The organism is Paraburkholderia caffeinilytica (genome assembly GCF_003368325.1).
In the GTDB taxonomy this organism is placed as follows: domain Bacteria; phylum Pseudomonadota; class Gammaproteobacteria; order Burkholderiales; family Burkholderiaceae; genus Paraburkholderia; species Paraburkholderia caffeinilytica.
In genome coordinates, this window is record NZ_CP031466.1 from 468276 (window position 1) to 482623 (window position 14348).

General features: G+C 61.3%; 9 protein-coding genes. 5 read left to right on the forward strand and 4 right to left on the reverse strand.

The features are described from left to right. Positions 1 to 20 precede the first annotated feature (20 nt). The 3 genes from DSC91_RS02125 (at position 21) to DSC91_RS02135 (ending at position 4641) form a co-directional block, all read left to right on the forward strand. Complete coding sequence (locus tag DSC91_RS02125) at positions 21 to 1400, forward strand: lysine N(6)-hydroxylase/L-ornithine N(5)-oxygenase family protein (protein ID WP_115776609.1); 1380 nt, start codon at positions 21 to 23, stop codon at positions 1398 to 1400. Positions 1401 to 1445: 45 nt separating this feature from the next. Next, entirely contained in the window at positions 1446 to 3698 is a 2253-nt protein-coding gene (locus DSC91_RS02130) for a TonB-dependent siderophore receptor (RefSeq protein ID WP_115776610.1), read from the forward strand. 100 nt (positions 3699 to 3798) lie between these two features. Beyond that, a complete protein-coding gene (locus DSC91_RS02135; protein ID WP_115776611.1) occupies positions 3799 to 4641 on the forward strand; it encodes a formyltransferase family protein in 843 nt (280 codons plus the stop codon). Positions 4642 to 5053: 412 nt separating this feature from the next. Here the strand turns inward: DSC91_RS02135 and DSC91_RS02140 are convergent, their stop codons facing one another. Continuing rightward, complete coding sequence (locus tag DSC91_RS02140; protein ID WP_115776612.1) at positions 5054 to 6787, reverse strand: MFS transporter; 1734 nt, start codon at positions 6785 to 6787, stop codon at positions 5054 to 5056. Between the two features lie 128 nt (positions 6788 to 6915). On the opposite strand from DSC91_RS02140, the gene DSC91_RS02145 reads away from it, so the two are divergent. Further along, the gene (locus tag DSC91_RS02145; protein WP_115776613.1) at positions 6916 to 7833 is read left to right on the forward strand and encodes a LysR family transcriptional regulator; all 918 of its coding nucleotides are present in this window, start codon (positions 6916 to 6918) and stop codon (positions 7831 to 7833) included. Between the two features lie 66 nt (positions 7834 to 7899). On the opposite strand, the gene DSC91_RS02150 is transcribed toward DSC91_RS02145, so the two are convergent. Further along, a complete protein-coding gene (locus tag DSC91_RS02150; protein ID WP_175171865.1) occupies positions 7900 to 10089 on the reverse strand; it encodes a TonB-dependent siderophore receptor in 2190 nt (729 codons plus the stop codon). A gap of 409 nt (positions 10090 to 10498) precedes the next feature. On the opposite strand from DSC91_RS02150, the gene DSC91_RS02155 reads away from it, so the two are divergent. Beyond that, positions 10499 to 12727 carry an NADP-dependent isocitrate dehydrogenase gene (locus DSC91_RS02155; RefSeq protein WP_115776615.1) on the forward strand — a complete coding sequence of 743 codons (2229 nt, stop codon included), beginning with the start codon at positions 10499 to 10501 and terminating at the stop codon, positions 12725 to 12727. Positions 12728 to 12876: 149 nt separating this feature from the next. On the opposite strand, the gene DSC91_RS02160 is transcribed toward DSC91_RS02155, so the two are convergent. Beyond that, positions 12877 to 13104 (reverse strand): hypothetical protein, encoded by a 228-nt coding sequence (locus DSC91_RS02160; RefSeq protein WP_115776616.1) that lies wholly within the window; start codon positions 13102 to 13104, stop codon positions 12877 to 12879. A 407-nt stretch (positions 13105 to 13511) separates the two neighbouring features. Next, positions 13512 to 14318 carry an alpha/beta fold hydrolase gene (locus DSC91_RS02165; protein ID WP_115776617.1) on the reverse strand — a complete coding sequence of 269 codons (807 nt, stop codon included), beginning with the start codon at positions 14316 to 14318 and terminating at the stop codon, positions 13512 to 13514. Between the last annotated feature and the right edge of the window lie 30 nt (positions 14319 to 14348).

Here is a 14348-nt window from a genome sequence, read left to right on the forward strand (position 1 = left end):
CACCGATAAGGACCTGCGACATGCACAGAGACACCGTATTTGATCTGATCGGCATCGGCTTCGGGCCGTCGAATCTGGCGCTTGCCGTGCGCCTCGCTGAAGAAGCCGGCCAAACCGGCCGCGCGGACCTCGCGCATTGCTTCATCGAGCGCCAGCCGGAGTTCGGCTGGCACCGCGGCATGCTGCTCGACGACTGCCGGATGCAGATTTCCTTCCTCAAGGATCTGGTCACGCTGCGCGATCCGAAGAGCCGCTTCACGTTCATCAACTATCTGTTCGAGCGGGGACGTCTGGCGGATTTCGTGAACCTGAAGAGTTTCTATCCGACGCGTGTCGAGTTTCACGATTACCTCAGCTGGGTGGCCGCGTCCTTCGATGAGCGCGTGCACTATGGCCAGACGGTGATCGGTATCGAAGCGGTCAAGGCTGCCGGCGACGCTAACGAAGTCGAAGCGCTGCGCGTGTTCTCGCGTGACGAAGAGGGCCGCGAATGGCAGCGCGTGACGCGCGCGCTGTCGGTCGGCATCGGCGGCGGCGCTCAGGTGCCGGAGGCGCTTGCCGCACTCGGTTCGCACAATATCGTGCACTCGTCGAAGTATCTGACTTCGATCGACCGTGTCGTGGGTGACGCCAATGGTCCGCGCAAACGCGTGGCGGTGATCGGCGCGGGGCAGAGCGCGGCGGAAGTGTTCGTCGATCTGACGCGCCGCTATCCGCATGTCGATGCGAGTCTCGTGATTCGCTCGAGCGCGCTCAAGCCCGCCGACGACAGCCCGTTCGTCAACGAGATCTTCAGCCCGGCCTTTACCGATATCGTCTACGCGCAGCCGAGAGATGGCCGCCGCTCGCTGATCGAGCGCTTTCGCGACACCAACTATGCGGTGGTCGACCGTCCGCTGATCGAGCAGATCTACGAAATGCTCTATATGCAGAACGTGTCGGCGGAGCCGCGCCACCGGTTGCTGGCGAACACGGGCATCGAGACGGCGGTGCGCACGGCGAACGGTCAGATCGAACTCACGCTGCGCGATCGCCTGAACGGTCATGCGCGTGCCGAACAATTCGATGCACTGGTGCTGGCGACGGGGTATCGCCGCGACACGCATGTCGAATTGCTCGAAGGTCTCGCGCCGCATCTGGGTGAGGCGCTTGAACAGGGCAACGTCGAACGCGATTACCGGCTCGCCACGCCCACGAGTTTCAAGCCGCGCATTTACCTGCAAGGCTGCTGCGAAGACAGCCACGGGCTTTCCGACACGCTGCTGTCGGTTCTGGCGCTGCGCTCCGACGAAATCGTCGCATCGCTCGCGCACTACACCTCACAAGACCGGTCGGCCCGCCGGACCACACAAACAGAAGAAAACGGGACGAGCAAGGGCCGCATGGCCTTCGCTCTTTGATAGAACGCGGCCTATTGGCCGCATAACAACCTGGAGCATCGAGAGATGGAGTGGGCAATAGGCACGCGTCGGCGTACGATCGCAGCCGCGGCAAGCGTGGCGTATTACGCGGCGGCGGCCGGTTACGCGCAGGCGCAACAGGCAGATCGGGCAGATCAGGCGACGCAAGCGGGCCAGTTAGCGAGCGACGCACAGCAGCAGACCCAAGCAGCGCAACAGGACGCAACGCCGGCCAATACGCTGCCTTCGATCAGCGTCAAAGGGAGCGCCGAGAGTGAAGCGACGGTCGGCCTCGTCGCGCGCCGCAGCAGCACCGGCACCAAGACCGACACCGCGCTGAAGGAAATCCCGCAGACGATCAACGTCGTGACCGCGGAGCAGATCGAGCAGACCGGCGCGACCAGCATCAACGAGGCGCTGCGCTATGTCCCGGGCTTTTCGACGTATGGCGCGGATGTGCGCTCCGACTGGTATTCGGTGTTGCGCGGCTTTACGCCGACCGTATTCGTCGATGGACTGCAGGTGCCCAATACGCTCAATCTCTCGAGCTGGCGTGTCGATCCGTACATGATCGACAGCATCACGGTGCTGCGCGGTCCGACTTCCGTTCTATACGGCCAGGGCGATCCGGGCGCGATCATCGACGTGCAGAGCAAGCTCGCGAACGGCGAGCGCATTCGTGAAGTCGAAATGCAGGTGGGCGACTACGCGCGCAAGCAACTCGCTTTCGACGTGGGCGACAAGGTCGATAAGGACGGCACGCTGTCGTATCGTATCCAGGGCGTGGGGCGCGACGGCAATTCGCAGACCGGGCCGAATCCGGAGCAGCGCGTGGCGCTGGCGCCTTCGGTGAAATGGCAGCCGAATGCCCGGACCTCGCTGACCGTGGAGGCGAGCTACCTGCAGGATTGGGGCGACGCGTCGAACAACTTCTTGCCGGCGCAGGGCACCGTGTTACCGAATCCGAACGGCAAGATCTCGCCGGACCTCTATACGGGCGATCCGGAGTTCTCGCACTATCGCAAGAAGCAGTGGTCGGTGGGGTATCAGTTCGAATACCAGCTCGATCCGGTGTGGACGTTCCGGCAGAACACGCGCCTGATGCATCTTTCGCTCGACCAGGGGCAGGTATTCGGCGGCGGTCTCGATCCGGCGGACCCGACCGAGGCTTCGCTGCTGCGTTACGTCGGCTTGTATCAGCTGAATTACAGCCGCTTCGACGTCGACAATCAGGCACTGGCCAAATTCCGCAGCGGCCCGCTCGACCATACGGTGCTGCTTGGCTTCGAATACAACCGGCAGTCGACGACCGATAGCGAGTCGATGGCGACCGGGCCGAGCCTGAATATGTACAACCCGGTGTATACGCCGATCACCAACGCGATCTTCGGCGGCCCCAACGCATTTCCCCGCACCGATACGAAATCGACGCTCAATTCGTTCGGCGTGTATGCGCAGGACCAGATCAAATGGCAGCGCTGGGTTCTGACGCTCGGCGCTCGCGAGGACTGGAGCGACACCACGCAGAACGATCTCGCGGGCGGCACGCGGCTCACGCAGAACGATCATGCATTCTCGGGGCGCGTCGGGCTCGTGTATCTCGGCGATTTCGGACTTTCGCCGTACATCAGCTACTCGACGTCGTTCAATCCGCTGGTCGGCGTGAAGATCGCCGGCGGCGGCATTGCCGAACCGACGAAGGGCAAGCAGATCGAAGCGGGGTTGCGCTGGCAACCGGCCGGCAAGAATTTGATGTTGAACGCGGCGGTCTATCAGATCAACCAGACCAACGTCGTCACGCCCGATCTCGCTCTCGATCCGACCGGCAGCACGTCGGTGCAGACGGGCGAAGTGCGCTCGCGCGGCATCGAGTTGAACGGGGTGGGCAACGTCACGCGCAATTTCTCGGTGATTGCCGCGTACGTGTACCAGGACGTGAAAAATATCAAGGCCGGCGACGATACGCTGGGCAAGTGGCCCGTGGATATTCCCCGGCCGCGTCAGATGGCCTCGCTGTGGGGCGACTGGACGTGGCATGTCGGGCCGCTGGCCGGCCTCGGCGTCGGTGCGGGTATTCGCTATCAGAGCGGCGCGGCGGGCGCCGCCGACAACTCGCTGTACGTACCGAGCTACACCGTCTACGACGCGGCGATTCACTATGAAATGCGCAATTGGCGCTTCGCCGTGAATGGGCAGAACATTTTCAATCGCCGGTTTGTGAGCGGTTGCCAGTCGGCGAATACCTGCTTCTATGGGAACCCGCGCACGGTGATCGCTACGGCAAAGTACGACTGGTAAGCGGGCCGCGCTTGCGGCGGACCGGGCTGTTTTCATGTGCCGTCCGAACGCCTCTCGCTTTGATTTCAATTGCAACTATGGATACTCATTCGAGCCGACCATGCCGAAGAAAAAACTCGTTTACATCTGGTCTTTGAGAAACGCAGCCGCCGATAAGGCGGGGCAGGATATCGCGTACAAAGGCGGCACGCGTTACATGAAGTCGGTGCTGGAATCGCTTGTGGAAGCGCTGAACGACACCGCGCTCGGCGATCAGTACTCGCTTGAGAAAGTGATCTATGACGACGATGCGAACTCCGCGTCCGATCGCGAGAAGTTGAAGGAGTATGGGTTCTCGTACGAGCCGGGCAAGCGCTGGTTCTATCCACCGAATCTGCGTGTGCAGGGTAAGGCCGTCAACGAGTTGCTGCTCGCGATTCCGTCTGCCTATCGGCGTGAGCCGTTTGGCGCCGCGGGGCGCGTGGCGGGTAAGAGCCAGTTTGAAAAACATCTGCTCGATACGTTGGTCGAACTGAAGGCCGATATTGTCGTGCTGGACGGTTTATTGATTATTCTCGATGAGCTGGTGCGGCCGGGTGCGCTGTTCGAGCGCAAGATCGTGAATATTCATCCGGGTGTGACGCGGGGGGAATCGCCTTATGAGCGGCGTGGTGCGTATGCGACGCTGGATGCTTTGTATGGGGCGCGGGGGAAGAAGGTGGTGGACTGGAAGACAATGGAGACTGTGGAGGTGGAGCCGCTTTATCTCACCGGGGCGTCGTTTCATTATGTCGATAATGGGATCGATTCGGGGGAGGTGATTCATGATGTGCTGAATACGGAGATCGATAAGGACGATACTATTCTTGAGCTGCGGTGGAATAATTTTAATCGTAGTTTGTTTCCTGCTTTGCAGGAGGGGCTTGCTGTGTTGGCTGGAGATGTTGTCCAAGTTGAGGTTTGAGGTGTGGCGGTTGTTTTTGTTTTGCTTTGTGTCTCGTTGGTGCTTGTTCGTCAGTATGCCTACGGTGTTGGCCTTTCCTTGATTTGTTAGTGGTCTATTAGCGTTCGCCCCTGTGCGGGGCAGGCACCTACTTTTCTTTGCCGGCTGCAAAGAAAAGTAGGCAAAAGAAAGCAGCTCACACCACTCCTGCTAAGTGGGCACCTCTGTTTGCACAGGGTAGTGGTGCATCTGGAATCTGTGTTCGTGCACCTGCTCGCTCTAGTGACAAGGGCGTCATTCTTCCGGCGGCGCTTCGCGCGCCGACGAGTAGTTCTTAACACCGATCACAACTTAAGCGAATGTGCGGATTCCTATGCAAACCCACGAACCCGCGCGCGGGCCGCGTTGCGGTGGCCCGTCTACCGCTGGCGGCTCAGCACGAGTCGCATTGAATGGGTTGGCCTGCGGGGGCTGTTGCTACTTTTCTCAGTCTTCTCGAAGCACTTCCCGATACCACGAAACTGAGCGCGGCGAGTATCCATACTCCGATGCCGCCGTATAGCATGACCCAGCCGAAACCTTCAATCAGCGCGCTGTGAACGGCAGTGCCGGTGGGATCGATCTGTGCCAACGCCGGGATTCCCGCTTTGACTGACTCGACGTCCCCCGCTGCAATCTTCTCCGCCAGATGGCCGAGTGGGGCGGTGTCGAACGTCGTCGGAAGTTTCGACCTCAGGCTGAACAGGATGCCAGCCACCAGGATCGCGCCCATCAGTGCAATATTGATCGCAAGCGTAATCATGCGCGCACTCATGTCGATGCCGGAGGCCATGCCTGCGCGCTCGGGGGGAACCGCGCCGGTCGTCGTATTGGTGACGGGGGTGTTGGTCAGGCCGAGACCGGCGCCGGCGAGTACGCAGCCTGGCAGCATGGTCAGTGCGCCCGGGTGCGCGGCACTGCTGCCATATCGCATCAGGATGAAGCCGAGGCCAATCGTAAAGAGTCCGGCAGGGATGGCGATTCCCGATCCATAACGCAACACAAACCGTTCACCGAGCGGCGGAAATAGCAACGTCGGCAGCGTATACGCGAGCAGCGCCAGTCCTGCGTTCACGCCGTCGTAGCCGAGGCCGATCTGAAAATAGATCGGCAGGTAAATCATGAACGGCCAGAAGCTGAAGTTCATGCCAGCCGAACCCATCAGTGCGCCAGAAAACTGCGGAATCCTGAAGACCGAAAAGTCGAACATGGGGCGGGCACTGCGTTGCTCCGCGAGGAGAAAGGCTGCGAAGGCCGCTAGCGTCGCCACGGCGATCAAGATCGCACGGGGACTGGTGAAGCCCATGTCCGAGCCCTGCGTGATGAAGTACACGAGGCCGAATACCGCCAGCGAAAGCGTGACGATGCCGGCAATATCGAGCGTATGCGCGTGCGGATCGCGCGATTCCTGCACGCCGCCAAAGACGAGCGCCAAGGTAGCGACGGCGAGCAGCGCGTGCACCCAGAAGACCCATTGCCATCCCGGCACGGCCACGATCATCCCGCCGACGATCGGTCCGAAACCCAACCCGATGCCGAGAATGATGCCCCACGCGCTGAACGCCCGGGCGCGTTCAGGTCCCTCGCTGAACTGGTGCGAGAGCACGGCCACCTGACATATCAACATCGCCCCCCCGCTCGCGCCTTGCAGCAGACGCCCGGCGATCAGCGCCGGCACACTCTGCGCGAAGCCGCAAATCAACGAGGTCAGGCCGAACAGTGCAATGCCGATCACGAAGATCCGCCGGCGGCCGAAGCGGTCAGCCAGCGTGCCGGTCGCCATGAGCACCGTCGTCACCGCGAGCGTGTAGGCATTCATGATCCACTGCATGCCCTTGAAGTCGCCGTGCAGGACACGCTCCAGAGTGGGCAGGATCACCGGAACGCTGGAGATTTCGAGGCCGAACATCAGCGAAGCAAGACACACCGCGCCCAACGCCAGGGTGTTCTTGCGGACGAAAATGCGGGTCGTCGTTTGCGAAGGTGCGCCAGAGATGACTCGGGCGGTGCGCGATCGCTGTGCCGTCGCGTCATGTTCGGCCTTGGCAGCAGTGGCAGCAGTGGCAGCCGAGGCGCTCGCGTGCCGCCGTTCGTCTTGCCGTGGCGACGTGTTCGGGGATCTGGACATGGCAATTCACCTCGATAGTCGATGGCCTTGGCCACCAGGGAGTGTGTAATATAGAAGGGAATTGTTGTCCCTATTGACGCTGTTAATTCCCGGCAATGCGTCTCTGCAGGAACCAATAAGGTGGAGCGATGAGCGACATTCTCGATGGCGTGACGACATTCGTGCGTGTCGTCGAAACGGGCAGTTTTGCACTGGCAGCGGAGCGCATGAACCTGACGCGTTCCGCCGTCGGAAAGGTGATCGTGCGGCTCGAAAAGCGTCTCGGCGTGCGTCTGCTCAATCGCACGACGCGCAGCCAGAGTCTCACGGAGGACGGCCAGGCCTATTACGACCGCTGCGTGCGTGCGCTCGCCGAACTCGAGGCGGCGGAAGCCGATCTGGACTCGGGTCGTCGCGAACCGAAAGGGCGTCTGCGAGTGAGCGTGCCGCAGGCCTTCGGCCATCATTGCGTGGCGCTGGTGCTGCTCGGACTCGCGCGCAGGCATCCCCAACTGAAGGTCGATATTTCGATTACGGACCGCTTCGTGGATGTGGTGGAGGAGGGCTTCGATCTGGTTGTGCGAATCGGGCCGCTGGGCGATAGCGGAAGTCTCGTGGCCCGGCGGCTAGGGGTGCAGTACGCAAGCATCGGCGCCGCGCCGTCCTATCTTGCGCAGCACGGCACGCCGCGCAATGTCGATGAATTGCGCGGGCACACCGTCATTGCCTATACGCGGGCCGGCGTAGCCGACCCGTGGGATGTGCTCGATGTCGACGGGCAAATCCGGCGTGCGGACGTCGAGCCGCAGCTTGGCTTCGACGACGTGCAAGGGATTGTCGATGCGGCGATCGCCGGGTTTGGGCTGGCGTGGCTGCCATGCTGGTTGCTGGCGTGCTACGTGCAAACAGGCCAGTTGGTGGCGGTGATGGAAAATTGCTTCCGGCCTCTGCAGGATATCCACGTTGTGTGGCCGAAGAGCCGGTATCTGGCTTTGAAAACGCGCTGCGCGATCGACGCGCTGGTTGCGGAAATTCCCGCCATGGTCAGGGCGCCGTCAGCGAACTGAGCTGAGCTGACCAGGAGGAGACGCCCGCGCTGCTGCAACGCACGCTCCTCCCTTCAAACGGATTGCTTAGAATTGCAAAGTAGCGCTGGCCACGGCAGTCCGTGTCGGCGAAGGCGCTACGTAGTAGCCCCACGCAGTGGTCCAGTAACGACGGTTGAACAGATTGTTGATCCCGGCCCGGAATGTCACGTCCTTCCCGGCGATTTTCGTCTCGTAACGGCCGCTCAAATCGTACGTGACGTAAGCCGGCACGAACTGCGTGTTAGCCGCGTCGACCGCCTGGTTGCCGACGTACTTGCCGCCGAACGCCAGCGTCAGCCGACGCAGATACGACGGGTTGTATTCGATCCGGCCCGTCGCGGTGAAGCGCGGCGCGCCATACACGCGCTTGCCTTCGACGGTTGCATCGTCCACGTCGACCGCCTTCGCGTCGAGCCACAGTACACCGCCCATCACGCGCCATTCGCTCGTCAGCGCGAGCCAGCCGCTTGCATCGACGCCGGTATAGCGCTTCGTGCCGTCCTGCACGAAGATGTTGGCCGAGTTCGTATAGTTGTAACCCTGATCGACGCGGAACAACGCGAGATTGGCGCCCCACTTGCTGTGGTCCGTCTTGAAGCCGACTTCATACTGCTTGCTCTTCAGCGGGCCGAACGTAGCCGGGTAATTGGAGTTCGTGTTCGATGCCGAGCCGCCCTGTTCCAACGATTCGACATAGCTCGCGTACAGCGTGGAGTACGGGTCGGTCTTGAACATCAGCGCGAAGGTCGGCGTGACCGGATCCGCGCTGTATTGCGACGATACGGCGCCGCTCGGGTCGTACACATGTTCGCGGTATTGCGTGTAACGCACGCCGACCAGGGCGGACAGGCGCGACGTGAGCTGCACGGTATCGCTCGCGTACAGGGCAGCCTGCGTGGTGCGCTGCTGACGGTAGAGCTCCGAGCCGATGCTGACTTCAGCGTTGGTCAGCAGCGTGCTGCTGTACAGATTGCCGTTGCCGAGGAAGTAGCCGTCATTCCAGCCGGTGCTGTTGCTGTACTCGCTGGTCTGCGTCTCGAAGCCCGCGCCGATGACGACGTCGTGCTTGATGCTGCCGGTGTTGAATTTGCCCTGCACCATCGCGTCGACGTTCTGGTAGAAGTAACGCGTCATTGCCGCATAGAGCGTGTTCGAGTAATCGCCCGCGCTATCGCTGACATACAGGAAGCTGTCCGAATTAGTTCGGTTTTCCTTGGCGAAGCGGTATTTCACGCTCGCATGCCAGTTCTCGGAGAGGCGGTAGTCGAGCCCCGTGCCGAACGAGGCCATCTCGGTCTGGTAGTAATTCTGCGGTTGTGTCAGCGAATGGGTGACGGTGCTTGCGTCGGGAATGCCGAGGCCGCTGCCGAACATCAGGCCGAATAGCGTGCCGTTGGTTTTGCGCTTCTGATAGAAGGCGTCGGCGGTAAAGGTCAGATCCGGCGTAATGCGGAAGTCGAACGCAAGCGAGGCCACCTGGCGGCGCACATGGCCATGGTCTTCGGCGGTGTTGCCCTCTTCGTTGACGAGGTTCAGGCGGTAGCCGAAGCGATTGTCATTGCCGAAGCGGCCGCCCAGATCGACCGCCTCGCTGAACACGCCGGCCGACTTGTAGCCGATCGAGACGCTGCGGTAGGGATCGTCCGTCGGGCGCTTCAGCACGTAGTTGACGATGCCGCCCGGCGAACCGAAGCCATACATGAAGCCGGACAGGCCCTTGAGCAATTCGACCTGCTCGAACGGCTCGAGCGAGAGATCGGTATCCCACGAAGGGAAGGCCTGGCCATCCACCTTGATGCCGTTCAGCGTGTCGATCGGCATGCCGCGCACAGTGAACATGGAGTTCTCGCTGATCGCGTTTTCGCTGATGGTCGCGACCGCCGGGTCGTACTTGAACAGATCGTTGGCGGTTGCGGCCATCAGGTCCTGCGCCTCGTCGCTCGTCACCACGCGCGTCGAAAACGGCGTGTCCACCTGCTTGCGGGAACCCAGCGCGCCGGCGCTGACGGTGTCGGCCTGCGCCGCGCCGGTGTCTTTCGTTGCCGACACGCTCACGGCAGGCAGGGTGGCGGCCGTGTCGCTAGCCGCGACCTGCGCCCATCCCGAAGACGACAAAGTAGACAACGACAACCCGACGCTGACGAAGAGCCCCGCACTGAGCAGCGACGGAATACGGCGGTGGCCGCGCATAAAGGTTGGGCGCGCTGGGCGTCCCGCGACAAATGAATTCTGCATGTTGTTTGATTTAGGCAGAGTGACGCCGCCGCGCACCAAAGATGTGCGAAACGGCTAGGTTCGAGCGAATGGTGGTTAAACGGATGGTTCAAACTGCGATTTCGTACGAATGGTAATGCATCTGATTCGCATTCACAATCTATTTCGCATCTTAGGTCATCTATAAGACATCTGTCTTAAGACATAGGGTAATCGGCTGTAAGCCTTGTCTGGCGGGGCTCGCCCCCGTTCATGGCGTTGTCGGAATATGTTTGTTTAGCAGCGAGTACTGGAAAACGCGCATATACTCACGGTCGGGCCGTAAAAAGTAGTGCCGTGGGTCGCGCTGCGTTCTTGCTGCTTTGTCGCTACGTTGCGGCACAGCGCCACCAACGCTCTGTCTATCACTTCACCAAGCAAAGCATCAAACATGTCCACATCGCCGAAGATCATCTACACCCTGACCGACGAAGCGCCTGCACTGGCGACTTATTCGCTGCTGCCGATCGTCAAGGCGTTCACGCGCTCGTCCGACGTGATCGTTGAAACGCGCGATATCTCGCTTGCCGGCCGGATCATCGCTGCATTTCCCGACTACCTGACCGCGGAACAGAAGGGTTCCGACGATCTGGCGGAACTGGGTGGACTCACCACGCGTCCGGAAGCGAACATCATCAAGCTGCCGAACATCAGCGCTTCGGTGCCGCAACTGAAGGCTGCGATCACCGAACTGCGCGATCAGGGCTTCAAGCTGCCGCCGTATCCGGACGTGGCGAACACGGACGCCGAGAAAGACGTCAAGGCTCGCTACGACAAGATCAAGGGCAGCGCGGTGAACCCGGTGCTGCGCGAAGGCAATTCGGATCGCCGCGCGCCGTTGTCGGTCAAGAACTACGCACGCAAGCACCCGCACAAGATGGGCGCGTGGAGCGCGGACTCGAAGTCGCACGTGGCGCACATGAGCGGCGGCGATTTCTACGGCAGCGAAAAATCGGCGCTGATCGCAGCAGCCGGCGCCGTGAAGATCGAACTGATCGCCGCCGACGGCTCGACGAAGGTCCTGAAGGAAAAGACGGCCGTGCAGGCGGGCGAGATCATCGACGCTTCGGTGCTCTCCAAAAACGCTTTGCGCAGCTTCATCGAAGCCGAGATCAACGACGCGAAGGCGAAGGGCGTGCTGTTCTCGGTGCACCTGAAAGCGACCATGATGAAGGTGTCGGATCCGATCATCTTCGGTCACGTGGTGTCGGTGTTCTACAAAGACGTGCTGACCAAGCACGCCGACGCGCTGGCGCAAGCCGGCTTCAACCCGAACAACGGTATCGGCGACCTGTACGCGCGCCTGAAGGATCTGCCGGCTGAAACGGTTGAAGCGATCGAAGCCGACATCAAGGCGCAATACGCGCAACGTCCGCAACTGGCCATGGTCAACTCGGACAAGGGCATCACCAGCCTGCACGTGCCGAGCGACGTGATCGTCGACGCGTCCATGCCGGCCATGATTCGCGAGTCGGGCAAGATGTGGGGCGCGGACGGCGCGCTGCACGACGCCAAGGCCGTGATTCCGGACCGTTGCTACGCAGGCGTCTACCAGGCTGTGATCGAAGACTGCAAGAAGAACGGCGCGTTCGATCCGGTCACCATGGGCACGGTGCCGAACGTCGGCCTGATGGCGCAAGCCGCTGAAGAATACGGTTCACACGACAAGACGTTCCAGATTCCGGCGAACGGCGTGGTTCGCGTGAGCGACGCAGCCGGTACAGTGCTGATCGAGCAGGCGGTTGAAGCGGGCGACATCTGGCGCATGTGCCAGACCAAAGATGCGCCGGTCCAGGATTGGGTCAAGCTCGCGGTCAACCGCGCGCGCGCCACCAACACGCCGGCTATTTTCTGGCTGGACGCGGCGCGCGCGCACGACGCCCAGATCATCAAGAAGGTCGAGCAATACCTGAAGGACCACGATACCAGCGGTCTGGATATCCGCGTCATGACGCCGGTCGAAGCAACGAAGTTCTCGATCGAGCGCATCCGCGCCGGCAAGGACACGATCTCGGTCACCGGCAACGTGCTGCGCGACTACCTGACCGACCTGTTTCCGATCATGGAACTGGGCACCAGCGCGAAGATGCTGTCGATCGTCCCGCTGATGGCAGGTGGCGGCATGTTCGAAACCGGCGCCGGCGGTTCGGCGCCGAAGCACGTTCAGCAACTGGTCGAAGAAGGTTTCCTGCGTTGGGACTCGCTCGGTGAATTCCTGGCGTTGGCGGCTTCGCTCGAACACCTGAGCGGCGCGTATCACAACCCGAAGGCGCAGGTTCTGGCCAAGACGCTGGATCAGGCAACGGGCAAGTTCCTCGACAACGACAAGTCGCCGGCGCGCAAGGTTGGCGGTATCGACAACCGCGGCAGCCACTTCTACCTGGCCATGTACTGGGCGGAAGCACTCGCCGCGCAAACCGACGACGCCGCCCTGCAGGCGCAGTTCGCCGGCGTGGCGAAGGCGATGGCCGACAACGAAGCGAAGATCATCGAGGAGCTGGGTGCGGCGCAAGGTCAACCGGTGGAGATCGGCGGCTACTACCGTCCGGATGTCGACCTGACGAGCAAGGCCATGCGCCCGAGCGCCACGCTGAACAAGATCGTGGACGCGATCGCTTAAGGCGCTCAATGTAGTGCTGAGTGAGGTACTTAAGCTGTTGCTCACGGTACCGAAGCAGGCACTGAAGTAAGCAGTAAGCAAGACGATGGCGCTCCTCAGGAGCGCCATCGTCGTTTCTACGCTTACGTGAGTGGCGGTCATGCCTGCCCTTACACGTGAACGATTTCCCAATCGCTGAGTTTTTCTGGAATTTCGAGCGTCGACGTGTCGATTTCCGTCAGCTGCGGGCAGCTCAGGCCGCGTGCGACTTCATCGGCTGCCTGTTCCGGGCAGGAAAATTCACCGAGCGTTTCGTTGCCGTAGGTTGCTTCCCAGCCATCTTGGCCCGGCAAAATGTAGAACGCTCCCTGGGTCGATCCAAAGCGAAAGCCTTTCATTTTTAGTCTCCCGATTGCCAATTAAAAACCGCTGTGCCGCGACGCTTTTGGTAGGGGCGGGGGACTCGCTGCGACTGCGTTTGTGTCCCGTCTTTTGCCGCACCCTTTTCGCTGCGTCCTATGAAGCGTCGGCTCTTGTAAAAGAGTCTACGTCAGCGAGTCATGACGCAAGAGGGCGTTAGACGGTTCTTTCTATCAAAAAATACCGTTTAAAAATAAACGGTTACGATCGTCATTTTGCGATGTGCAACGTGGGGCGACATTGCGAAATGGAGAATTTGTGCCACGCACCACGATTTTTTACGAGGCAAGGGCTCATATCGCATCGTGAAATTTTGGTGCCTTGGCCACATAGTGGGGCGGCGTACATGCGGAACGGAGCGAGGCTTCGCCCGTGACCGCTCAGATCAGGGAAGAACCCGCTGCAGAAAAGCGAGCATCACTCGGTTGAATTGCGCTGGCCGCTGCAGCGGCGCGAAATGGCTCACGCCAGGCAAAAGAATCAACTTCGCGCCGGGAATGCTGCGGGCGAGATAGTCGGCGTGCTCCGGCTTGATGAATTCGTCGTGCTCGCTTTGGACAATCGCCACCGGTACACGAATCTGGCCGAGATCGTGCGCGGAGTAGTTGGGCTGCGTTCTCATCATTTCGCTGACCGCCCCGACAAAGGCGTCGAAGTCGCCGGGTGTGGCCGAGAGTTGCGCGTAGTCTTTGGCGTGCCGTCCGAAGCAGCGATCGATGATCGGCGTCGGCACGAATGCCTTCGTCCCACTGGGATCCATGTTGCAGCCGAAGAAGAACACCCCCGCAACCCGCTCGGGCGCCTGGAGACCCAGCACCATCGCGACGCAGGCGCCGTCGCTCCAGCCCACGATCGCGGCCTGGTCGAGCTGAAGCGCGTCCATCACGGCCAGAACGTCGGAGGCCATCAGCTCGTACAGATAGGGGCGCGCATCGCGGGTGCTGCGGCCATGGCCGCGGCTGTCGATCACCACCACGCGATGCCCCGAGCCGGCCAGCGCCGGGACCTGATAGCCCCAGTTGCCGCTGTGTCCCAGGCCGCCATGCAGCAGGATCACCGGTTTGCCGCTTCCATAGGACGCGTACCAGATGCGCGCGCCTTCGTGCTCGACGTAGCCGTCGTCGTTCGGGGCCGGCAGCGGGGCGGCGCCGTGGGCTTCGAAATGGGTGAGGTCGTCGTCGTGGAATTCCATGAGAGGTGCCTTCCAGGTGAGCTCAGCAGC

Bases quoted from the DNA above. Each gene is read 5' to 3' on its own strand.
- DSC91_RS02125 (WP_115776609.1), top strand. From the start codon at position 21: ATGCACAGAGACACCGTATTTGATCTGATCGGCATCGGCTTCGGGCCG.
- DSC91_RS02130 (WP_115776610.1), top strand. From the start codon at position 1,446: ATGGAGTGGGCAATAGGCACGCGTCGGCGTACGATCGCAGCCGCGGCA.
- DSC91_RS02135 (WP_115776611.1), top strand. From the start codon at position 3,799: ATGCCGAAGAAAAAACTCGTTTACATCTGGTCTTTGAGAAACGCAGCC.
- DSC91_RS02140 (WP_115776612.1), bottom strand. From the start codon at position 6,787: ATGTCCAGATCCCCGAACACGTCGCCACGGCAAGACGAACGGCGGCAC.
- DSC91_RS02145 (WP_115776613.1), top strand. From the start codon at position 6,916: ATGAGCGACATTCTCGATGGCGTGACGACATTCGTGCGTGTCGTCGAA.
- DSC91_RS02150 (WP_175171865.1), bottom strand. From the start codon at position 10,089: ATGCAGAATTCATTTGTCGCGGGACGCCCAGCGCGCCCAACCTTTATG.
- DSC91_RS02155 (WP_115776615.1), top strand. From the start codon at position 10,499: ATGTCCACATCGCCGAAGATCATCTACACCCTGACCGACGAAGCGCCT.
- DSC91_RS02160 (WP_115776616.1), bottom strand. From the start codon at position 13,104: ATGAAAGGCTTTCGCTTTGGATCGACCCAGGGAGCGTTCTACATTTTG.
- DSC91_RS02165 (WP_115776617.1), bottom strand. From the start codon at position 14,318: ATGGAATTCCACGACGACGACCTCACCCATTTCGAAGCCCACGGCGCC.